Source organism: Arthrobacter hankyongi (genome assembly GCF_022012395.1).
GTDB lineage: Bacteria > Actinomycetota > Actinomycetes > Actinomycetales > Micrococcaceae > Crystallibacter > Crystallibacter hankyongi.
The window spans coordinates 121,938-142,093 of record NZ_JAKLTQ010000007.1 but is presented as its reverse complement, the minus strand read 5'-3'; the positions used below and the strand labels follow the sequence as shown (position 1 = coordinate 142,093).

General features: G+C 66.9%; 19 protein-coding genes. 10 read left to right on the top strand and 9 right to left on the bottom strand.

The features are described from left to right. Window positions 1-20 precede the first annotated feature (20 nt). The 6 genes from LVY72_RS11745 to LVY72_RS11715 all read left to right on the top strand — a co-directional run bounded on the left by LVY72_RS11745 (window position 21) and on the right by LVY72_RS11715 (window position 8,110). Entirely contained in the window at window positions 21-2,120 is a 2,100-nt protein-coding gene (locus LVY72_RS11745; RefSeq protein ID WP_237821025.1) for a hydantoinase/oxoprolinase family protein, read from the top strand. 217 nt (window positions 2,121-2,337) lie between these two features. Then, window positions 2,338-3,837 carry a purine-cytosine permease family protein gene (locus tag LVY72_RS11740; protein ID WP_237821023.1) on the top strand — a complete coding sequence of 500 codons (1,500 nt, stop codon included), beginning with the start codon at window positions 2,338-2,340 and terminating at the stop codon, window positions 3,835-3,837. Window positions 3,838-4,158: 321 nt separating this feature from the next. Beyond that, the gene (locus LVY72_RS11735) at window positions 4,159-5,559 is read left to right on the top strand and encodes a styrene monooxygenase/indole monooxygenase family protein (protein ID WP_237821021.1); all 1,401 of its coding nucleotides are present in this window, start codon (window positions 4,159-4,161) and stop codon (window positions 5,557-5,559) included. 65 nt (window positions 5,560-5,624) lie between these two features. Continuing rightward, the gene (locus LVY72_RS24690) at window positions 5,625-6,737 is read left to right on the top strand and encodes a LuxR C-terminal-related transcriptional regulator (protein WP_308190774.1); all 1,113 of its coding nucleotides are present in this window, start codon (window positions 5,625-5,627) and stop codon (window positions 6,735-6,737) included. Between the two features lie 32 nt (window positions 6,738-6,769). Further along, a complete protein-coding gene (locus tag LVY72_RS11720; RefSeq protein ID WP_237821019.1) occupies window positions 6,770-7,555 on the top strand; it encodes an SDR family oxidoreductase in 786 nt (261 codons plus the stop codon). A 30-nt stretch (window positions 7,556-7,585) separates the two neighbouring features. Next, entirely contained in the window at window positions 7,586-8,110 is a 525-nt protein-coding gene (locus LVY72_RS11715) for a flavin reductase family protein (protein ID WP_237821017.1), read from the top strand. A 112-nt stretch (window positions 8,111-8,222) separates the two neighbouring features. On the opposite strand, the gene LVY72_RS11710 is transcribed toward LVY72_RS11715, so the two are convergent. The 6 genes from LVY72_RS11710 to LVY72_RS11685 form a co-directional block, all read right to left on the bottom strand. After that, window positions 8,223-9,017, bottom strand: coding sequence for an alpha/beta hydrolase family protein (locus LVY72_RS11710; RefSeq protein ID WP_237821015.1), 795 nt, complete (start codon window positions 9,015-9,017; stop codon window positions 8,223-8,225). A gap of 51 nt (window positions 9,018-9,068) precedes the next feature. Then, window positions 9,069-10,055: a glycerate kinase gene (locus LVY72_RS11705; protein WP_237821013.1), complete on the bottom strand. Its 987-nt coding sequence runs from the start codon at window positions 10,053-10,055 to the stop codon at window positions 9,069-9,071. Window positions 10,056-10,062: 7 nt separating this feature from the next. Next, on the bottom strand, window positions 10,063-10,995 hold the full coding sequence (kce, locus tag LVY72_RS11700) for a 3,5-dioxohexanoate:acetyl-CoA acetone transferase (protein ID WP_237821011.1): 933 nt from the start codon (window positions 10,993-10,995) through the stop codon (window positions 10,063-10,065). A gap of 12 nt (window positions 10,996-11,007) precedes the next feature. Continuing rightward, entirely contained in the window at window positions 11,008-11,772 is a 765-nt protein-coding gene (locus LVY72_RS11695) for an SDR family oxidoreductase (RefSeq protein WP_237821009.1), read from the bottom strand. 97 nt (window positions 11,773-11,869) lie between these two features. After that, on the bottom strand, window positions 11,870-13,192 hold the full coding sequence (locus LVY72_RS11690; protein WP_237821007.1) for an MFS transporter: 1,323 nt from the start codon (window positions 13,190-13,192) through the stop codon (window positions 11,870-11,872). Window positions 13,193-13,268: 76 nt separating this feature from the next. Beyond that, the gene (locus tag LVY72_RS11685; protein WP_237821005.1) at window positions 13,269-14,336 is read right to left on the bottom strand and encodes a LacI family DNA-binding transcriptional regulator; all 1,068 of its coding nucleotides are present in this window, start codon (window positions 14,334-14,336) and stop codon (window positions 13,269-13,271) included. Window positions 14,337-14,705: 369 nt separating this feature from the next. Between LVY72_RS11685 and LVY72_RS11680 the strand changes: the two genes are divergently transcribed. Beyond that, window positions 14,706-15,302, top strand: a complete 597-nt coding sequence (locus tag LVY72_RS11680) for an NYN domain-containing protein (RefSeq protein WP_237821003.1) — start codon at window positions 14,706-14,708, stop codon at window positions 15,300-15,302. A 419-nt stretch (window positions 15,303-15,721) separates the two neighbouring features. Then, entirely contained in the window at window positions 15,722-16,267 is a 546-nt protein-coding gene (locus tag LVY72_RS11675; protein WP_237821001.1) for a hypothetical protein, read from the top strand. Between the two features lie 112 nt (window positions 16,268-16,379). Here LVY72_RS11675 and LVY72_RS11670 read toward each other — a convergent pair whose 3' ends face one another. Both LVY72_RS11670 and LVY72_RS11665 read right to left on the bottom strand, forming a co-directional pair. Next, the gene (locus tag LVY72_RS11670; protein WP_237820999.1) at window positions 16,380-16,811 is read right to left on the bottom strand and encodes a universal stress protein; all 432 of its coding nucleotides are present in this window, start codon (window positions 16,809-16,811) and stop codon (window positions 16,380-16,382) included. A gap of 270 nt (window positions 16,812-17,081) precedes the next feature. Further along, on the bottom strand, window positions 17,082-17,912 hold the full coding sequence (locus tag LVY72_RS11665; RefSeq protein WP_237820997.1) for an MOSC domain-containing protein: 831 nt from the start codon (window positions 17,910-17,912) through the stop codon (window positions 17,082-17,084). A gap of 204 nt (window positions 17,913-18,116) precedes the next feature. On the opposite strand from LVY72_RS11665, the gene LVY72_RS11660 reads away from it, so the two are divergent. Both LVY72_RS11660 and LVY72_RS11655 read left to right on the top strand, forming a co-directional pair. Further along, entirely contained in the window at window positions 18,117-18,362 is a 246-nt protein-coding gene (locus LVY72_RS11660) for a type II toxin-antitoxin system Phd/YefM family antitoxin (RefSeq protein ID WP_237820995.1), read from the top strand. Beyond that, complete coding sequence (locus LVY72_RS11655; RefSeq protein WP_237820993.1) at window positions 18,359-18,613, top strand: Txe/YoeB family addiction module toxin; 255 nt, start codon at window positions 18,359-18,361, stop codon at window positions 18,611-18,613. Before LVY72_RS11660 ends, LVY72_RS11655 begins: the two co-directional genes overlap by 4 nt. 115 nt (window positions 18,614-18,728) lie before the next feature. On the opposite strand, the gene LVY72_RS11650 is transcribed toward LVY72_RS11655, so the two are convergent. Next, window positions 18,729-20,153, bottom strand: coding sequence for an amidohydrolase family protein (locus LVY72_RS11650; RefSeq protein ID WP_237820992.1), 1,425 nt, complete (start codon window positions 20,151-20,153; stop codon window positions 18,729-18,731). Window positions 20,154-20,156 lie beyond the last annotated feature (3 nt).

The following is a 20,156-nucleotide window of genomic DNA, read 5'->3' as shown; positions in this document are numbered from 1 at the left end:
CACCCGGAAGGTCCATTCCCATGAGCATCAGAATCGGCATCGACGTCGGCGGCACCTTCACCGACTTCCTGGTCATTTATCCCGACGGCCAGCGGCGCATCCACAAGACCAGTTCGGTTCCCTCCAACCCGCCGCTTGCGGTCTACAACGGGCTGCAGGAGATCGCCGCACTGGACAATACGTCCCTCGAGGACTTCCTGGCCGGGGTGGAACTGATTGTGCACGGCACCACGGTCACCACCAACGCCCTGCTCACCCGCCGCGGACCCAAGACCGCGCTGCTGGGCACCGAGGGGTTCCGCGACGTGCTGCCGATGCGCCACGGCACCCGCGAGGAGCCCTACGACAACCGGTTGGAACAGCCCGACCCGCTGGTGCCCCGGCACCTGCGGCTGCCGGTGGCCGGCCGGATCGACTACAAGGGGGACGAGGTCGCGCCGCTGTCCGAGCAGGATGTGCGGGACGCCGTCGCCGTCATGCAGGAGCAGGACGTGGAGTCCGTGGCCATCTCCTTCATGCACTCGCATGCCTCCACGGCCCATGAGGATCGGGCCGCGCAGATCGTGGCCGAACTCATGCCGGACGCCTACATCACCAAGTCGGCCGAGCTGCTGGGCCAGGCCCGCTACTATGAGCGCACCAGCACCGCGGTGCTGAACTCCTATGCCGGCCCCATCATCAGCAGCTACCTGTCCACCCTGCTGGAACTGCTCGCCGAGGTCCGGTTCGAGGGCGTCCTGCTGATGATGCAGTCCAACGGCGGCGTTGCCACCCCGGAGCGGCTGGCCAGGCGCGCAGCGCTGTCGCTGCTGTCCGGCCCGGCGTCCGGCCCCACCGCCGGGCTGCTGGTTACCGCGACCCACGGCTGGGACTCCTGCATCACCGTGGACATGGGTGGCACCAGCTTCGACGCCGCCGTGGTCAAGGATAACAAGCCCCTGGTGATGACCGACGGCGAGATCGACCGGTGGTCGATCGCCCTGCCGGCGGTGGATATCCACACCATCGGCGCCGGCGGCGGTTCCATCGCCTCCGTGGATGAGGGCGGCCTGCTGCGGGTCGGCCCGCAGAGCGCCGGGGCCGTGCCCGGCCCGGCCTGCTACCGCCGCGGCGGCGTGCATGCCACCACCACCGACGCCGATGTGGTCCTGGGCTACATTGATCCGGACACGTTCCTGCACGGCCAGATCGGGCTGGACCGGGAGGCCGCCGTCCAGGCCATCAAGACCGACGTGGCCGACCCGCTGGGGATCAGCGTGGAAGAAGCCGCCGCCGGCATTTACGAAATCGTCAACGTCAACATGGCCGCCGGGGTGCGGGACATTACCGTCCGCCGCGGCCTGGATCCGCGCGACTTCCCGATCGTCGTCGCCGGCGGCGCCGGCCCGGTCCACGCGGCGGCCATTGCCCGGGAACTGGAAATCCCCGTGCTGATCACCCCGCGCGACTCCTCCATCTTCTGTGCCGCGGGCATGCTGGTCTGCGATTTCAAGCACGACTACGTCCAGAGCGCCAACCAGCGCCTGGAAAGCCTGGACCCGGGCACGCTGGTGGCCGCGTGGAAGGAGATGGCGGCCGAAGGTCTGAACACACTGCTGGCCGAAGGCGTGGACGAAGCGGACATCGCCTTTGTCCCCTCCGTGGACCTGCGCTACAAGGGCCAGTGGTACGAGCTGAATATCGAGGTCGACCCGGCCAACCTGGAGGCCCCGGATGTTGAGAAGTTCGCCGAGGCGTTCCACCGGGAGCACGAGGCGCTCTTCGGCTACAACAACTTCGAGATGCCGATCGACCTGCTCAATATCCGCCTCTCCGCGGTCGGCCGCACCCCCAATGACCGGGTCACGCTGAACGGCACCATCTCCGGCGGCGCCGTTCCGGAACGGAAGCGCCGCAACATGTGGTCCCCGCTGCAGCGCCGCATGGTGGAGGCCGACGTCCACCAGGGCGCGGCCATGGGACCGGGGGAGGAAGTGGAAGGCCCGGCCATCATCGAACTGGGCACCACCACGATCGTGGTCCTGGACGAATACAACACCGTCGTGGACTCCAACGGTTCCTTCGTGATGTACCTGCGGGACCAGAAGGAACAGATCATGGCGCGCCTGAATCTGTCCTGACCATCAAGCAGGGCCTGGAGGCCGTCTCCCGCACGGCCTCCAGGCCCAAACCAAACCGGCTATCCCTCGTCAGGCGGTGGCCCGGTGCAACAGCCCCACCCTCAGCCTCCGTTCGCCGCGGGCAGCTTTGCCGTGCCGCCGCAGGAGGCCCACCCGCTCCGGATTCTGCCGGCATCCCGTGCCCCGCAGCACCGGAACCAACTCCAAGGAGACGGCCATGGCTTCTGCACAGAACGCCACCCCTTCCACCCCGGAATCCACCGGCCTCAAAGCGGCCATGGATGACAACGTCCTCAATCCCGTTGCCGCAAGCCAGCGCATGAGCGGCTGGTCGCTCCTGGCGAACACCGCCGGCGTCGGGACCACACTGGCCATGCTGCTCATCGGCGGCACCGCCAGCTACCTGGTCGGCACCCAGTGGGCCATCGCCATGGCCGCCGTTTCGGCCCTCTTCGGGTCGGCCGTCGGCATGCTGACCGGCCGCGCCAGCCAAAGCACGGGCATGTCCTCGACCGTGAGCATGCGGTTCCACGGCCTTGGAGCGTCGGGGTCCTCGCTGGCTTCGCTGATCTTCGCCTTCATGATCCTCGGCTTCCTGGCCTTGGAGAACGTGCTGCTCTACTACGGCACGCTCTTCATGCTCGGCTGGGCACCCAACCTGGGCAACGCGGTGCTGATCTACGGTCTCCTGTCCCTGCTGTGGATCCTGCTGACCATCTTCGGCATGAAGGTAGTCCAGAAGACGTCGCTCGTCCTGACCATCATTGCCGGCGTCCTCATGCTGTGGGTGGGGTTCGTTGCCTTCCAGCAGTCCGGGCTTACCGTCGGGGAGGTGCTGGCCGCGCGGCCCGGCGAGGTGACCCCCGTGCAGATCATGACCGTCCTGAGCATGATGATCGGCATGGCCGGTGCCTTGTCCCTGGTCGGCGCCGACTTCGCACGCTACGCCCGCACGCCCAAGGACGTGGGAATCATGGCCGTGGGAGGCAACATCATTGTGAACTTCCTGGTCGTCTCCCTCGGGGCGCTGCTTTACCAGGCCGGTGACGCCGTCGTCGCCCGGTTCCTCTCGGATTCTGCCAACGCCGGCATCGCGGCCGCCCAGCAGGGAGGCTCGATCGTGGAGAAGGTCCAGTACCTGGCCCATTCAAACCCCGGGGCCTACTTCGTGATCCTGAGCGGCTTCCTCGGCTTCCTCGTCATGTATGCGGCCCAGATCAAGGCCCAAGTCATCAACACGTACTCCGGATCCCTGACCCTGGCCAACCTGTACGACGCCGTCCTGGGCCGCAAGCCCAACCGGATTGCCATGGTGGTCGCCGCCAACGTGATCGCACTGATTTCCGTCTGGGCCAACATCCTGGGGGTCATCACGCAGTACCTGGGGCTGCTGGGCATCCTGACGTTCTCGCTGTGCGCGCTGGTCATCGCCGATTTCTTCATCGTCCGGAAGCGGCGCCCGGCCGATACCGCAAAGGTCGAACGGTTCAACTGGGCGGGCCTGATCGCCGTCGTCGCCGGCTCCGGGGTCTCCTACTTCCTCACCGCCACCGGAATATTCCCGCTCGGATTCCTGCTGACCCTTGTCCTCACGCCGCTGATCTATGTCCTGCTGCGGCGCTCTGTCCTGCCCGAAGGCGCCGGGACCTCCCACGTGCCCGGGACCGCGGCACTGCGGGACGACGACGATATGACGGAGCCGGCGCCGGCCATCTAGAAAACCTCCGCTGTGGCGGCGGTTCCGCATCCACGCGAGGATGACGGGGCCGCCGCCACCGGGACCGATAAGCGCAAGTTATCAATGCCGGTCCAAGGAGTACTTTTAAACACTTGAGTGTCCCCGCTAAGCCGCCCGCTTGGCGGGGACAGCGTCGTTCTGACCAGGTCCGAGGCCAAAGCACGTCAACGCCCAGGGCATCCCTCGGGTGAGTGATGGCGGCAGGCAACCCGCCAACCTACGCTGTCCATGTGGCGCACGCCACTTCCGGTGATCCGGTTCCTTTCCGGTCCTGATGTCTTCCCTCAGTAGGAGCAGCATATGCGCGAGATCTCCATCATTGGTGCCGGACATTCCGGTACCCTGCTGGCCGTCGGGCTGGCCAAAGCCGGGCACAAGGTCAGCCTCTACAGCGACAAGGACGCCGAAGGTATCCGCGACACCACGTCCCCTACCGGAACTGCGGCAATCTTCGCTGATTCCCTAGCGGTGGAGCGCCGGCTCGGGGCCAGGGACTACCAGTCCGAGACCAATCCGATTGACGGCATCCACGTGTTTTTCAGCCCCAGGATCGGCCAGGAGTTCATCAACTTCGGCACCACGCTGGGCAGCGACACGGCAGGGGCTGCGGTGGATGTGCGGCTGCGCTCCTATGACCGCATGGTGCAGCTGGAGGAACTCGGTGCGGAGGTCACCATCGGCACCGTGGACATGGACGGCCTGGAGCGGATCGCGGCCGGCTCGGAGCTGACCGTGGTGGCCACTGGCAAGGGCGGCTTGTCCGGACTCTTCCCGCGCGATCCGCAGCGCAGCGTCTTCACCGCGCCGCAGCGCAAGCTGGCCATGATCCTGGTCCGGGGGATACCCACGGACGGCTCCGCCTTTTCCAACCGGATTCCCGGACATACGCCCGTCTGCTTCAACCTCTTCGGCAATGCGGGGGAGATCTTCTGGGTGCCGTTCCTGCACAAGGACGGGGAGAAAGTCTGGTGCCTGGTGTTCGAAGCACGGCCGGGCGGCCCCTTTGACCGTTGGGACGGGGTCAATGACCTGGCCGGTGCGTTCGCCACGGCGACGTCGCTGGTCAAGGAATTCACCCCGTGGGACTGGCCGGCGATGCAGTACATGGAACCTCTGGCCAATGACCCGTTCAGCTGGCTCAAGGGCGCCTTCGCCCCTTCCGTCCGGGCAGGATCGGGCCTGACCCCCGGCGGGCACGCTGTGATGAGCCTCGGCGACACGACGGTCAGCTATGATCCGATCTGCGGCCAGGGTGCCGGCAGCGGCGTGCGGCAGGCCGGGCACATCTACGATGCGATCATGGCCAGCGGAGACGGCCCACTGGACCGCGCCTGGATGGAGGAAACGCAGGAAGCGTTCTATCGCAGCCACATCGATCCGACCTACCGGTTTACCAATACCTTCCTCGAGCCGCCCGCCGCCGCGGTGCGGATCCTCACTGCGGCGTATGCCGACCAGCGGGTGGCCGGGCAGCTGCTGAAGACCTTCAATCGGCCGCCGGAGGCCTTCCCCATGCTGGCCGATGCCGCCGCCGGCAGCGACTGGATCCGCCGCTGCACCGGACAGTCCGGAGGATCTGTCGTGGCCAAGGGCAAACTTAAGGTCCTGGCAGCCATGGCCCGAAACGCTGTGAAAGGGCAGAATTTCAACCGCGCCCAAGCGGTTGAACCTGCCCGCGACCTGGCAGATTCCACTAGCTAATCCCGGTTCCGGAGCCGGCAGCCCCGTACCGGCGGCCGTCACATCCGTACTGGCAGGAGGACCACATGCAGAACCGCACGACCCGGGACGCCGCCGAGGCCGCGGGCCGGACGATCGCCTCCGGGCTGTCATCCCTGTGCGACGCCATCGCAGCGGCGAAGTCCCAGCAGGAAATCCAGGACGTCTGCATGGCGCTGCTGCCCGACATGATCGAAGCCAGCGCCTACGGGATCTACATTTTTGACAATCCCGGCTCGCCGGCCCTGTTATCCAGTGCCGCCGGTGTCAGCGACAGGTTCCTGAAAGTCTACGAAGCGGTGGGGCGCAGCGTCGATCCGGTGCTGGACGCCGTGCTCTCGGACCGCCGTCCGGTCCGCAGCGGGGATCTGATGTCCGAGGAGCAATGGAGCAGTTCACCGTTTTTTACGGACGTGCTGGCCTTGCACGACATGCGGGTAGTGCTGGAGGCCCCCCTGCTGTACCGGGGTGAGGTGGTCGGGACGCTGAACTTCTCCGACCGGGACCAGGACGTGCTCGGTTCCCCGCTGGACTATGCGTTGTTGGGCACCATCGGCAATCTGGTGGGCCTCGCCGTCGGCAGCATTGCCGAACGGGAGGGGCTGCTCAGCGAGCGGGACCAGCTGCTGGAGGCTTTCGAGCTGTCTGCGCAGGCCATGGTGCTCAGTGACACCGGCACCGGCAGGCGCCGCATGAACGGGATGGCCGTGCAGATCCTGGGCGAGCTGGAGCCGGACAAACCGGAGGTCTTCTTTGAGGAACTGATGGCCGCCGCACGGACCCGGGACGGTCTCTGCCAGCTCTACCGCTGCGAGGTGGCCGTCGCCGGGGAACTGCGCCAGCTGACGCTCCGCAATTTCCCCGCGACGCCCAAGGGCAAGGAGGTGCTGGTCAGCATCCTGCAGCTGACCCGGCCGCACGGTTCACCGGGGCAGCTGCCGGTTCAGCTGTCCCGCCTGCTGTCCAGGCGCGAAGCCGAGGTGGCGCAGAAGGCCGTGCTGGGCCTTGGCGACGAGGAAATCGCCCGGCGGTTGTTTCTGAGCCCATACACCGTCAAACAACACTTGAAGGCGGTCTACCGGAAACTCGGTGTCCGTTCCCGGGTCGAGCTGACCCGGGCCGTACTGACCGTCGGCGACCCCGGCCTGCCGCAGGCATGACGCGCAAGGCCCTGACGAACAAGGAGCTGGCTATGACCCACCAGGGAAAGAAGATTGTTGTCACCGGAGGTGCCACCATCATTGGCGCAGCGGTGGCCCGGAGCTTTATCGACGGCGGCGCCCAGGTGGCCATCTGGGATATCGATGCGCGCGGCGGTGCGGCAGCTGCCGCACGGCTGGGGCCCGCCGCCAGCTTTGCGCCGGTGGACATCACCCGGGACGACGACGTCATGGCCGCGGCCGGGGACTTCGCCGGTGCAGATGGCTGCATTGACGTGCTGGTGAACCTGGCCTGCAGCTATCTGGATGACGGTCTGGCCACCTCCCGGGCCGACTGGCTCAGCGCGCTGAACGTCAACCTGGTCAGCGCGGCCCGGGCGGCGGACCTGCTGCTGCCCTTTCTGGCCGCGCGGCCGGGCGGATCGATTATCAACTTCACGTCCATCTCAGCCAAAGTTGCCCAGCCCGGCCGCTGGGTCTACCCGGCCAGCAAGGCGGCCATGGTGCAGCTGACCCGCAGCATGGCCATGGATCTGGCCCCGCAGGGCATCCGGGTCAACTCCGTTTCCCCCGGCTGGACCTGGTCCTCCGTCATGGACACGATGACCGGAGGGGACCGGGCCAAAACGGACGGAATTGCCGCCCCGCTGCACCTGACCGGGCGCACGGCGGACCCGGCAGAGGTCGCCGCCGTCGTCTCCTTCCTGGCTTCTCCGGCAGCCTCCTGCGTCACCGGCGCGGACGTCGCAGCGGACGGCGGATACTCGGCGATGGGCCCCGAACGTACCGATCAGCTCATGGCACAGCTGGCCCGGTAACGGACCGCCACGGAATTGGAGCCTGCAGAAATGACCACCATCTCCCTCACTGACCGGACGGACTTCGACCCCGTCGACCTGCGCCGATCCCTGGGCCGTTTTGCCACCGGCGTCACGGTTATCACCACCCGCGGCGCCGATGGCAGCCGGGTCGGCATGACCGCCAATTCGTTCACGTCCGTCTCCCTGGACCCGCCCCTGCTGCTGTTCTGCATCGCGAATACCGCTCCGAGCCTGGAGCATTTCAGGTCATCGGGACGCTTTGCCATCCACGTGCTTAGCGCCGAGCAGCACCTGCTGTCCAGCCAGTTTGCCCGCCCGGCTGCGGACAAGTTCGCAGGACTGGAGGTCACCGAGGATGGCGACGGGGTGCCGGAAATCCGCGACGTGCTCGTCCGCTTCGCCTGCCGGACGGTATCCAGCTACGTCGAGGGCGACCACACCATCGTTGTGGGCAGGGTGCACTCCTACAGCCGCCGGGACGGCGAACCCCTGGTGTTTTTCTCCGGCGAGTACAAGATTGCCCAGGACCACCCGGAAGTCCCTGCCCGTTAGGTGGCTTTGCTGTACGGCTAAAGGAGCAGGGGACGGATTCTGGGCATGGAGAGCTATGGGTTCTCCTGTCTCGGATCCGGCACCTTCCTTTGTGCCCCGCGCCGGGGAATGCCTAGGGCTTGTTCCGGTCGAGGACCCCGGCGATCACGCCGCCGAACCGTCCGGAAAGGTCGTGCCCGACCCCGGCGGGATATTTGGCGGTGGTGCGGAAACCCCGCTTGGCGTACCAGGCCTTGCCGGCCTTGGCGTTGCCGATCGCGTTGAATCCGTCCTCGGAGTTCGCCGCGGTGTCGGCCGCGCCGGTGTACCAGTGCATGGCGAATTTGGCCGCCTTGGCCTTGGCGAAGGCCTTCGCCCGCAGGTACGGCGCGTTGCCGCCGCCGAGCAGGACGGCGCCGCCGCCGCGGGTGATCGCGGCGGGGTACCGGGGCAGGTAGGACTCGGTGAGGAACTCGGCGCCGCCCGAGTAGCCGGCGAGCCAGACCTTTTCGGCCTTCGGGTACTTGGCCTGGATCTTGCGCCGGATGGCGTCGAAGTACGCGGCGTTCTTGGCCCCGTCCTCCCACCAGGTGGCCGTGCCCTTCCGATCCGGGGTCTTCACCGCGACGGTGATGTAGCCGCGGGCGCGGGCCTTGGCGACGATGCCGGTGCTACCGCCGAGCGCGTAGGAGCTCTTGGGGTTGTTGAAGGCCCACTGCCCGTCGCCGTCGAGGTAGAAAAGGATGCCCTTGGGATCCCCGATGCCGGCGGCGTATACGTGGTACTTGGACGTCGTCCCGGCAGCGGCAAAGGTCTGGAGCGTCTTGTTGCCGGCCGCGGAGGCGTCCGGTGCGTTCCCGAGCTGGATGCCGGAGAGTGCGATGGCCAGCGCCATGACGCCGGCTGCCGCGGCGCGGAATTTTCTCACGGAGCCACCCTACGTTAGCGGCCTGCCGCGGGGTTGTGCCTTACGTAACATTCACGGCCGGTTCACGGCGGGTTCATGGGCGGCGCAGGCAACCTGCCGGCCGGCCTCCCGCATGGCGTCGCCGTCCGAAGCGACCAGGACGCCGGCAAAGTTCGCCGCATACCCGCCGAGGTCCGGGCTGACGGAGCCGACGACGGCGTAGACCGGTTTGCCGGGGTTGCGTTCCAGGATCGCGGAGATGATCTTCCCCTGGCCGGTCTGGGAATCCAGCCGTCCTTCACCCACCACAATCGCGTCAGCTCCGGCGGCGTGCTTCGCGAATCCGACGGTGTCGAGGATGTACTCAGCTCCGGAAAGCAGCTCGGCGCCGTACCGGGCCCACATCCCGCCGCTGAAGCCGCCGGCGGCGCCGGTGCGGGCGACGCCGCGGGGGTCGCGCGGGTAGGCCTCGGCCTGGGCATGCAGGCGCTCGGTCAACTGACGCACCTGCTCCGGGCCGGCGCCCTTCTGCGGGCCGAAGACCCGGGCCGCGTCCTCGAAGACCGTGGTGACGTCGGAGAGCACCGCCAGCTGCGCCCCGCGCAGCCCGCCGTTTTCCTCGATGGCGGCGACGGCCCCGATGCCGCCGTCCGTCGTTGCACTTCCCCCGGCCGCGACCACGATCCGGGTTGCGCCGCGCCGCGCGGCGTCGGCCAGGAGCAGCCCGGTTCCGTAGGTGTCCGCGGCCAGGGCGCTGCGCTCGCCGGAGCAGGGGAGCGTGATCCCGCTGGCGGCGGCCAGACCGATCACGGCCGTCCCGTCCGCGGCGAGGACGTACGATGCGCGGAGCGGATCGCGCCAGGGCCCGACGGTGTCCACCTCAATCAGTTCCGCGCCGAGGGTATCGCGCAGGATCTCGTAGGTGCCCTCGCCGCCGTCGGCCACCGGGAGCTCGACGGCGGAGGCACCGGCCGCGCGCACCCCGGCGGCGAGGTGCGCGGCGACCTCGGCGGCGGTGTAGGTGCCCTTGAAGCTGTCCGGGGCGATCAGGATCTTCATGGGACGCTCAGAACCCGACGTTCCCGCGGCCCTTGAGGTCCAGCATCTCGCGGGCCTCGTCCGGGGTGGCGACCTCGAAGTTCAGGGCTTCGAGGATGGTGCGGATGCGGGTGACCTGCTCCGCGTTGGAGGCGGCGAGCTGGCCGGGGCCGATCCACAGCGAGTCCTCCAGGCCCACGCGCACGTGCGAGCCCATGGCGGCGCCGATGGTGGCCAGCGGCATCTGGTTCTTCCCGGCGCCGAGGATGGACCACTGGTAGTCCGTGCCGAGCAGCCGGTCCGCGGTGCGGCGCATGTGCATCAGGTCCTCGGGGTGCGCGCCGATGCCGCCGAGCAGGCCGAAGACGGACTGCACGAAGAGCGGGCCCTTCGCCAGGCCGCGCCCGTGGAAGTGGGCCAGGTTGTTCAGGTGCGAGATGTCGTAGCACTCGAATTCGAAGCGGGTGCCGTTGCCGTTACCGATGGTCAGGATGGTCTCGATGTCGGCGAAGGTGTTCTTGAAGACCAGGTCCCGGCTCTTCTCCAGTCCCTCGCGCTCCCACTCGTGCTCGAACTCGGCGAAGCGGTCCAGCATCGGGTAGAGGCCGAAGTTCATCGAGCCCATGTTCAGCGAGGCCAGCTCCGGCTTGAAGGTGGCGACCGGGAGCATCCGCTCCTCGACGGTCATGTGCGGGGAGCCGCCGGTGGTGATGTTGATGACCGCGTCCGTGTTGGCCTTCAGCTTCTCGAGGATCGGCTCGAAATGCTTCGGGTCCTGCGAGGGGCGGCCGTCCTTCGGGTCGCGGGCGTGCATGTGCACGACGGCGGCACCCGCGGCCGCGGCGCCGATGGCGGCGTCCGCGATTTCCTCCGCGGTGACCGGCAGGTGCGGGGACATGCTGGGGGTGTGGATGGCGCCGGTGACGGCGGAGGTGATGATGACTTTGCGCTTGCTGGCCATGGTGGGGTCCTTTTAGTAGAGCTTTTCGGTGTTGCCGTCCACGGCCATCGCCTGGCCGTTGACGTTGCGGGCCAGGTCGCTGGCCAGGAAAGCCGCCATGTTGGCGATGTCCGCGGCCTCCACCAGCCGCTCCAGCGAGGACTGCTTGTGGTACAGGTCCGAGACCTCCTCGACCGGCCGGCCCAGCATCGCGGCCTTGGCCTCGATCACCGCGTCGATCCGCGGACCGTTGACCGCGCCCGGGCAGATCGCGTTGGCGCGGATGCCTTCGGGGCCGAGCTCGATGGCCAGCGTCTTGGTCAGCCCGACCACGGCCCACTTGGACGCGGAGTAGGGGCTGCGGCCGGCCATGCCGAGCCGGCCGGCGGCGGAGGAGAGGTTCACGATCGCGGCGTCCGTGGCCTCGCGCAGCAGCGGCAGGGCGTGCTTGATGCAGAAGAACTGGCCGTGGACGTTCACGTCGAAGGTGGCCTTCCAGGCGTCCGAGTCCAGCGTGTCGATCGGTCCGGTGGGCCCGGCGATGCCGGCGTTGTTGACCAGCACGTCCAGCCCGCCCAGCGTGCCGCGCACCTCTTCCATCAGGCTGCGGACCTGCGCCTCGTCCGAGACATCGCTGAGGGCGACGGCGAAACCGTCCTGCTTCGCCGCGTCCACGGCTTCCGGGTTGATGTCGGTGACCATGACTTCCGCGCCGAGGTCGCGGAAGCGGGTGGCGATGGCCCGGCCGATGCCTGCGGCGCCGGCGGTGACCAGGACCTTGCGTCCGGTGAAATCCATGGGTGTTGTGCTCCTGTGCTGCGCTAACGGTGGGTGGTGGGTGCGGAAGGGGGCGTACGACGGCGGCGCGCACCGCCGTCGTACGCCTTGCCTTCGGTCAGTGGGCGCCGACGGCGGCCTTGCTTGGATCCTCGCTGCCCCGCTTCAGCCGCAGGGTCAGCAGCGCGCCGAGGACGCACATGCCGACGATGAACCAGAGGCCGGAGAGCTTGCTGCCGGTGACTTCCTCCATGAAGCCCATGACGTACGGGCCGAGGAAGCCGCCGAACAGGCCCACGGTGTTCACGAAGGCGATGCCGCCGGCCAGGGCCGCCCCGGAGAGGCGCGTGGCGGGGTAGGTGAAGAGGATCGGCTGCAGGGCGAAGAAGTTGAACGCGGCCAGGCAGAAGCCGAGCAGGCCCAGCACCGGGCCGCCGACGGCGCCGAGGGTGAAGCCGGCGACGATGCCCACCATGGTGCAGGTGGCGATCGTCCGGGAGCGGGTCGCGTTGGTGGCCAGGCGCGGCAGCAGCATGGCGCCCACCGCGGAGAAGATCCACGGGACGGAGGTCAGCAGGCCGATCTGGAAAGGGTTCAGTTCGCCGTAGGTGCCGATGATCGAGGGCAGGAAGAAGCTCAGCGCGTAGACGGCGATCTGGTGGGTGAAGTAGATGCCGACCACCAGCAGGATCTGCTTGTCCTTGAGCACGTGGCGCAGCTTGGAGTTGCCGGCCGCATCGGCGCCGGCCTTCTCCTCGGCGGCGATGCGGGCCTCGAGGTCCTCGGCCTCGGCCCGGGTGAGGAACTTGGCGTCGGTGGGCTTGTTGGGCAGGAACTTCCAGACCACGAAGGCCAGGGCGCAGGCGGGCAGGCCCTCGATCATGAACATCCACTGCCAGCCGTGCAGCCCGCCGACCCCGTCCATGGTCAGCAGCAGGCCGCCCAGCGGCGCGCCGACAATGTTGGCGATGGAGACGCCGAGCAGGAACATGCCGTTGGCCTTCGCCCGGTCCTGGACCATGAACCACTGGGTCAGGAAGTACATCACGCCCGGGAACAGGCCCGCTTCGGCCACGCCGAGCAGCATGCGCAGCAGGTAGAAGGACCACTCGCCCTGCACGAAGGCCATCGCGGCGGAGATCAGGCCCCAGGTGATCATGATGCGCATGATCCAGAAGCGGGCGCCGACCTTGTGCATGATCAGGTTGGAGGGGATCTCGGAGAGCGCATAGGTCAGGAAGAACAGGCCCGCACCGATGCCATAGGCGGTGGCCGAGATGCCCAGGTCGATTTCCATCCGGTCCTTGGCCATCCCGATGTTGGTGCGGTCAAGGAACGCCATGACATACGCGGCGATCAGCAGCGGCATGATGCGCCGGAAGATCAGTTTGTTGATGACGGCCGGCGGCCTCATCGCCGTGGCCTGCAGGGTGGTGGACATGGTGGTGACCTTCCTGTTGGAGGGCGTAGTGGGGTACAGCCGGCGGGGCGGCCGGTTCGGGTGTTCTGTGGGTTGTTCAGGGCCGGCGGGCAGCCGCCGGCTGGCAGCCGCAGGTGCGGCCGATGTGCAGGCGGTGCCCGCACAGGGTTTGGGTGAAGTTGTTGCTGGGACTGGTGATCTGGCCGAGCAGCAGGTCGAAGGCTTTTTCCGCCATCTCCTGCACCGGCTGGACGATGGTGGTCAGCCCGACCAGGGCCGACCGGCTGTGCGGCAGGCCGTCGCCGCCGACCACCGCCAGGTCCTCCGGGATGCGCAGGCCGAGCGAGAGCGCGTGCTCCATCACCCCGATGGCGATCTCATCCGAGCCGCACACGACGGCCCGGGGCGGGTCGGCGGCGGCCAGCAGCTTGTGCGCCGCCAGGCGTCCGCCGTCCCGGTTCAGCCGGGTGCTGATCTTCCGCTCGCCCGAGATGGTGATCCCGGCCGCCGCGGCAGTCCGGACGAACGCCTGTTCCCGCGCCAGCGACGCCGTGGAGAAGCGCGGCCCGATCACCGTGGCGATCTCCCGGTAGCCGTGGTCCAGCACGTGCTGCATCAGCTGGGATGCAGCCGTATCGTCGTCGATGCCCACGAAATCGCCGGGCAGGTGGTCCGCGCGGCGGGACAGGCAGACGTACGGGATGCGGCGCTGGCGCAGCGTCCGCAGGGCCCGCGAGTCCTCGCGCAGCGCGGCGGCGATGATGACGCCGTCCACCTGGCGTGCGGCCAGGGTGGCGGCGACCTGGGCGAGGGTGTCCGGGTCGTCCTGCGTGGTCGCCACGAACACCTCGAAGCCGTCGCGCGCCGTGGCGGAGATGATGTTCTCCGCCCAGCCGGTGTACATCTGGTTCACGATGTTCGGCAGGATCAGCCCGATCACCCGGTTCAGCTGCGGATCCAGGCTGTGCTGCCCGGAATGGCCGTGGGGCCGGAACCCGAGCTCGTTGGCGATCTTGATGATGTGCCGCCGGGTTTCGGGGGAGACGCCGGCCTTGCCGTTCATGACGTAGCTGACGGTTGCCGGCGAGACGCCGCAGGCCCGCGCTACCGCGGCTGCGGACACCTTGGGGGGCCGGATGGTGGCTTCCGCGGTGGCGTTGTCCATGGCGTCCTCCCTTCTTTCCGGTGCCTTGGCCTGCGTGGTGCAGGACGCTTCCTGCTGTGATGACCATTACACGGGCAGGGTTGGGTGTTAAGCAACGTTAAGTGAATCGGCTCAATATTGGTGAATGCGGGCTGCTGGACGGGGCGCCCGGTAGGCGGGTCCCTGTCCGAAATTTGACATATGCGCCTGCCCCTGAGACCATGGCTGGAAAGAGGTTCGTTTTCGCGAGCCTTCTTTTGTTTTTCAGGCAAGATTTAGTTTCTGGCAGATCGGAAGAATTACTAGCAGGTTCGATTAGCGGGTCAAAAGGATCCGAAAAATAATTACCGTCACCTTTGGGTGGCGGTTTTTCGCGTCTTAGGGGGAATCGTGAATTCTGGAATTGCTGTTTTTATGGACTTCGAGAACATCCGCAGGACCGGCCACCAGATGTTCGCCAGGGATTTTGACGAGTCCGAAGTCACCGTGTCCCCGGTGCTTCTGGCCGAGTTGATCGCCTCGCGCCGGCATCAGGCTGCCCCGATCTCGCGAATCTCCATCGTGCGGGGACAGCCGAACCGGTTCCGGGATCCGGTCGCAGCCAGCCGGTTCGAGCGCGACGCCGCCGCCTGGTCGCAGGATCCGCGGGTCAAGGGCGACTACCTGCCGCTTCACTACGGCCCCCAGCGGACGCGGCCGAAGGAATCCGGCGTGGATCTGAGGCTCGGGCTGAATTTCGTAGAGGCAGCGAAGGCACATCGCTATGAAGCGATAGTTCTCTTGACTGGCGATACCGACCTGAAGCCGGCCATCGACGACGCAGCCGCCGCGGGCACTCGCGTGGAAGTGGCGTTCTGGAGCAGCCGGAGCCATGGATTCGACAGCCCGGTGGCCGAGTACGCCGTCCGGCAGAAGCATCTCTGGCACCACCGGTTGAGCGAAGAAGACTTCTGGCACTGCGTCCCCGAACGCAGGACCGCAGCCTAGCAAGAGGGGGAGAGAAGCAATGTGCACAGGAAATGTTGAATCACTCGGCGGCCAGACCATGGCATTGACCGGAAAGGTGAGACTCCGCGGTCAGCACGTGAAGCGCAGGGTCTTGGCCGAGGTCGTTCAAGCTCACGGAGCCATTTACAAGCCTAGCGCGTCCAACAAGGTTTCGGTTGTCGTCCACGGTGATTTGTCCGGGCAGCATGTGGTGAACGAGTGGCTTGAGTTCAGTAGGAAACTCGAATTCGTCCGCTCGGTCCGGGCGCGTGGGAGGCATATCTGCGTCATCACCTCGCGAGGACTCTCGGACCTTTTGGACGGCGGAACTGCAGTTTGTCAGACGTCCTGATTCGGGAAGCTCTCGCCCATCTAAGTCCATTCACCCAGTCAGGCCGTCTAGATCCCAAGGAGCATTCATGGCCATCGAAAATGACTATTCCGCATCCCCCTTCTACCGCTGGGCCGCTGAGGCCGGGCAGCGTTTCTCGCCGGATGAAGAAGTTGCCGTCCATTTCATGGTCAACCGGAACATCGCCGAATTAGGTGAACGAGTCTGGGGCTTCCTCGCAACCGGCTATATCCACGGTGGTGCCATGGATCCACAGCTGGCACTGTCGATCATGGACTTCGCCGAACTGACGGGGCGCTTCCTGGAACCGGGGGACCCGAGGCGCACCCTGGTGTACGCCTGGGAAGGACTGGCGGAGGTGTGCGCCGTCGCCCAGCACAACAACGGCATGGAACTGCTGAACAGAGCCGACGTCATCCTTCGGGTGAATGCCCTGATGACGGAAGCCGACCTGCCGCCGGAACTTGAAATGTACGCGGCGATCTTGATCGTGGAGTGGGCTGATTTCGACTGGGACAACCTGGATCAGCTCGACCCCGGCCTTGCTGCCATGATGCAGTCGCTCCATGAGGAGTGGCAGGACGAAGTGCTGGCATCCTTCGGCGTCGAATAGCCCCACCGCCGGATTATTGGCCGGGTGCCGCGGCTGCGGCACCCGGCCAAGGCGGCAGGCATCATCGAAGCCGCGAACAACCTCCAAAGTGCCGGAGTCCCTACCGCCGTCGTCATCCGGCCGTCTTCACGACCAACACGTCGCAGGGCGCGTTGTGCACCACGCTGCTCGCGACGCTGCCCAGCAGGCGGCCGAGGCCCTGCATGCCGACGTTGCCCACGACCAGCAGCCCGGCTCCCATGCGCTCCGCTTCCTCGACGAGGGCATCCTGGGGTTTGCCGCGCACGGCAAGGGGACGGAGGTTGAGGCCGGGACGCTCGTCGCGCAGCGTGGCCACGACCTGCTCTGCCATCTTCTGGGCCTGTTCGGCGTCGTCCAGTATCCAGGTGTCGTTCCCGATCCTGACGACCTCCGTATTCTCCTTGGCGTAGGCGCACAGTACGGCGAGTTCGGACTGGAGGCCATCCGCAATGGCGGCCGCCCGCGAGGCCGCCTTGAGCGCGGTGCTGCTTCCGTCGACTCCCACGATCACGGTTCCTGCCATGCCGGTTCCTCCCACCTGGCCCGCACGGGCTCTTCCAACGCGTGGACGATGCAGCCAACTTACCGCAGCGGCAAGCGCCCCGGATACGTTGATGCCGGCACAGTCACCGGCGGGCAGTTGTCACATTGGCCGTCCGTACCCGGCGGTCCGGCGTCTACCTAAGGGCGGTTCCCGCGGTCTCCACGTCCGCATCAATAGTGAGTCCGGGCCCATCCCCGTTACGGGCACATTTTCGGTGAGCCGGCATATCAGGGAGAGCAAGGTCGGCGTTCACACCCCGCCCGCGCGGACGGCGTCGCCCGCCGTAAGCCGGCCGCCGCCGGTGATGTACGCATAGATCCCCATGTTCGAGTGGCCGAGGTGTTCGTACAAAAGCTTCAGCATGGGCAGATCGCGCTCGGCCGTGCCAAGGTTGACCTCGGTGGCGGCGCAGCGGGCGATTTCCTGGAAGACTTCGAGCCGCACGTCACCGCACTCCAACACCGAGCCCGGCAGCGTACGTTCGGCGAAGGGCTCCAGCCCCTCAAGATGGATGTTCGCCCGGAAGCGCAGTGGATCAACAGTGACCCCGGCGCGTTCGCCGAGCTCACGTACGGAGGCAAGGTTGAGGATCGAGACCGCCTGCATTTCCCGCTCGCCGGTGCGCAGCAGGTCCGGGAAGCGCAGCCCGTCCTCTTCCGCGAGTACCGGCCGCCGGTCCGCGGGCAGCTCCAGCAGCCCGGCGATGTAGCCCACCAAGGCATCACGTCCGGCGTCGGTGGACAGATCCGCCGTCAGCACCGGAGGCAGCTCGGCCCCCGTCCCCGGCGCGGGCGCCGCTGGGAACAACTCAAGGACGTCGGTGCCCGGATCGTACACGCTGCGCACCGCGGCGAGCCGTTCATCCTTCATCAGCACGTGGAACTCACGTTTTCCCAACAGCTGCCTGGCCCCGGGCACGTACCGGCCATCCCGGCGGGCCAGAGCGTACCGGCGGTCGTGCGGAAAGCCCCGCCCCGTCTCCAGCAGCACCTCGTCCAGGCGCTGCGGACTCAGCCCCTTGACCGGGTAGTAATACAGCGAGTCGATGGTTCCGGACGGGGCGGAGGAAATCTGCGGCACAGAGCCAGTGTAAAAGGGAACGGCCCGCCCCTCGGACAGCAGGGGCTCCTTGAGCGGATGACCTGGTCAGCCTTCCCAAGCGCTTGTCGAGTCAGTGACTTTGGGACTCTGTTAGGTCCTATGGGTCGACCTGGGAGGTCACGGCGCCGTTGGCGCGTAGGACAGCGTAAACTGGTACCATATTTTGTACCAGAGGAGGTTGCCGTGGCCATTACTGCTTCCCAGGCGCGTGCCCAGCTGTTCCCGCTCATCGAGAAGGTCAACGCCGACCACGTCCCGGTCGAGATCGTCTCCAGGAAGGGCAACGCCGTGCTGATGTCCCTGGAGGACTTTGAGGCCTTGCAGGAGACCGCCTACCTCTTGCGCACGCCGGCCAACGCCGCGCATCTGCTGGAGAGCATCGCCCAGCACCGGGCGGGCCAGGCTGAAGAGCGGCCGCTGGCCGAGTGAACATCCTGTTCACCGACAAGGCCTGGGCGGACTATCGATACTGGGTCACCAACGACAAGGCGATCTTGAAGCGGATCAACCGGCTGATCGACGAATGCCGCCGGACGCCGTTCGAAGGCACGGGTAAGCCCGAGGCCCTCAAGCACCAGCTGGCCGGTTACTGGTCGCGCCGCATTACCGAAGAGCACCGGCTGGTCTATGCGGTGGAAGACGGGCAACTGGTGATCATCGCCGCCCGCTTCCACTACTGAGCCGTTGCCCAGCCGGGCATTGTAGAAGCGGGCGGGAAAGGCCGCGCCGCGGCGCCGGCATCCATGAGGGTGCCGACGCCACCGTGCCCGGCAGGGTCCGGATCAACAGTCCCGATCAGCACGCAGGACGGTTCCGGACGTCACTGGACACATGCTGTTCCAGCAGGGTGCCCTCGGGGCCCGCCTGCAGTTGCCGGTCCTCCACGATGACCTGGCCGCGCAGGACCGTCATGCTCGGCCAGGCCGCAACGCGGTAGCCTTCCCAGGGCGTGTAGTCCGCTTCATGCAGGTCCGCGGACGTAATCCTGCGGTCGACCGTCGTGTCGAGCACCGCCAGGTCCGCATCGCTGCCAATGGCGATGGCGCCCTTGTGCGGGTACAGCCCGAGGATCTTGGCGGCGTTCGCCGAAGTGATGTCCACAAAGCGCGTGAGGTCCAGGTTCCGCTTGGCAACGCCCTCGGTGTATGCGACGGCCATCCGCATTTCGACGCCGGCGTGGCCTCCGGTGGCGTCGAGGATGGTCCTTCCGCGTGTCTTCACCTCCAGATCGGTGCACACGCCGTCGGTTGCGAGCGTGCTCAGCGACCCATCGAGCAGCGATTCCCACATCGAGTCGCGGTCGTCCGCCGACTTGAGCGAGGGGTAGGTGTGGTAGATGGCGCCGTTTTCCTGGCGGTAGTCCTCGGCCGTGAAGTACGCGTAGTGGGGGAGGATCTCCCCGTAGACCGGTTGGCCCTTGCCGCGTGCCTCGCGGATGGCGTCCACGCCTTCGCGGGCGCTGACGTGCATGAGGTAGATCGGGGCGCCGACATGCTCGGCGAGCGTGATGGCGCGCTGGAAGGAGAGCTTTTCGGAGAGGTTGTTGTGGGCGTGGTGCATGTACTCGAGCCCGGTCTTGCCCTGGTGCTGCAGCTTCTTGTAGGCGTACATGACGATGTCGTCATCCTCCGCGTGCACGGCGAGCATGGCGCCTGCGGCCGCGGTCTGCTCCATCAGGCCCCACATGTTGCCCAGATCCGTCTTCTGCTTCGGCCGCGTGGGGGTGGTGTTGGTCATCCAGACCTTGTAGCTGCCGTGGCCGGCGGCGACGGCGTCGGGGATCTGCTCAAGCACTTCGAAGGGGATCTCGGGTTCCTTGAAGGTGCCGTGGAGGGCATAGTCGGTGTAGGTGTTGCCCTCCCATTCGGCGGATTTGCGTTTGAAGGAGTCGGCGAGTTCGTCGCCGGGCTGCCAGTGGGCGAAGTCGACAAGGGTGGTGGTGCCGCCGTAGATGGCGCCTTCGCTCACGCGGTCGGGGCCGAAGCATTTGATGCCGCTCTCGGCCGCCGTCGGCAGGACGGAGTTGGTGTGAACGTGCGGGTCCACTCCGCCGGGCACCACCAATTGGCCGCGGAGGTCTACCACGCGCAGGGCTTCGTCCGGACTGCCGAGACCGGTGGCACGGAGGGAGACAATCTTGCCGCGGGAGATGCCGATGTCCAGCGGGTGGGCGCCGGAGGGGGTGACCACCAGGCCGTTGGTGAGGAGCAGATCAAACATGGG

Bases quoted from the DNA above. Each gene is read 5' to 3' on its own strand.
- LVY72_RS11745 (WP_237821025.1), top strand. From the start codon at position 21: ATGAGCATCAGAATCGGCATCGACGTCGGCGGCACCTTCACCGACTTC.
- LVY72_RS11740 (WP_237821023.1), top strand. From the start codon at position 2,338: ATGGCTTCTGCACAGAACGCCACCCCTTCCACCCCGGAATCCACCGGC.
- LVY72_RS11735 (WP_237821021.1), top strand. From the start codon at position 4,159: ATGCGCGAGATCTCCATCATTGGTGCCGGACATTCCGGTACCCTGCTG.
- LVY72_RS24690 (WP_308190774.1), top strand. From the start codon at position 5,625: ATGCAGAACCGCACGACCCGGGACGCCGCCGAGGCCGCGGGCCGGACG.
- LVY72_RS11720 (WP_237821019.1), top strand. From the start codon at position 6,770: ATGACCCACCAGGGAAAGAAGATTGTTGTCACCGGAGGTGCCACCATC.
- LVY72_RS11715 (WP_237821017.1), top strand. From the start codon at position 7,586: ATGACCACCATCTCCCTCACTGACCGGACGGACTTCGACCCCGTCGAC.
- LVY72_RS11705 (WP_237821013.1), bottom strand. From the start codon at position 10,055: ATGAAGATCCTGATCGCCCCGGACAGCTTCAAGGGCACCTACACCGCC.
- kce (WP_237821011.1), bottom strand. From the start codon at position 10,995: ATGGCCAGCAAGCGCAAAGTCATCATCACCTCCGCCGTCACCGGCGCC.
- LVY72_RS11695 (WP_237821009.1), bottom strand. From the start codon at position 11,772: ATGGATTTCACCGGACGCAAGGTCCTGGTCACCGCCGGCGCCGCAGGC.
- LVY72_RS11690 (WP_237821007.1), bottom strand. From the start codon at position 13,192: ATGTCCACCACCCTGCAGGCCACGGCGATGAGGCCGCCGGCCGTCATC.
- LVY72_RS11685 (WP_237821005.1), bottom strand. From the start codon at position 14,336: ATGGACAACGCCACCGCGGAAGCCACCATCCGGCCCCCCAAGGTGTCC.
- LVY72_RS11675 (WP_237821001.1), top strand. From the start codon at position 15,722: ATGGCCATCGAAAATGACTATTCCGCATCCCCCTTCTACCGCTGGGCC.
- LVY72_RS11670 (WP_237820999.1), bottom strand. From the start codon at position 16,811: ATGGCAGGAACCGTGATCGTGGGAGTCGACGGAAGCAGCACCGCGCTC.
- LVY72_RS11650 (WP_237820992.1), bottom strand. From the start codon at position 20,153: ATGTTTGATCTGCTCCTCACCAACGGCCTGGTGGTCACCCCCTCCGGC.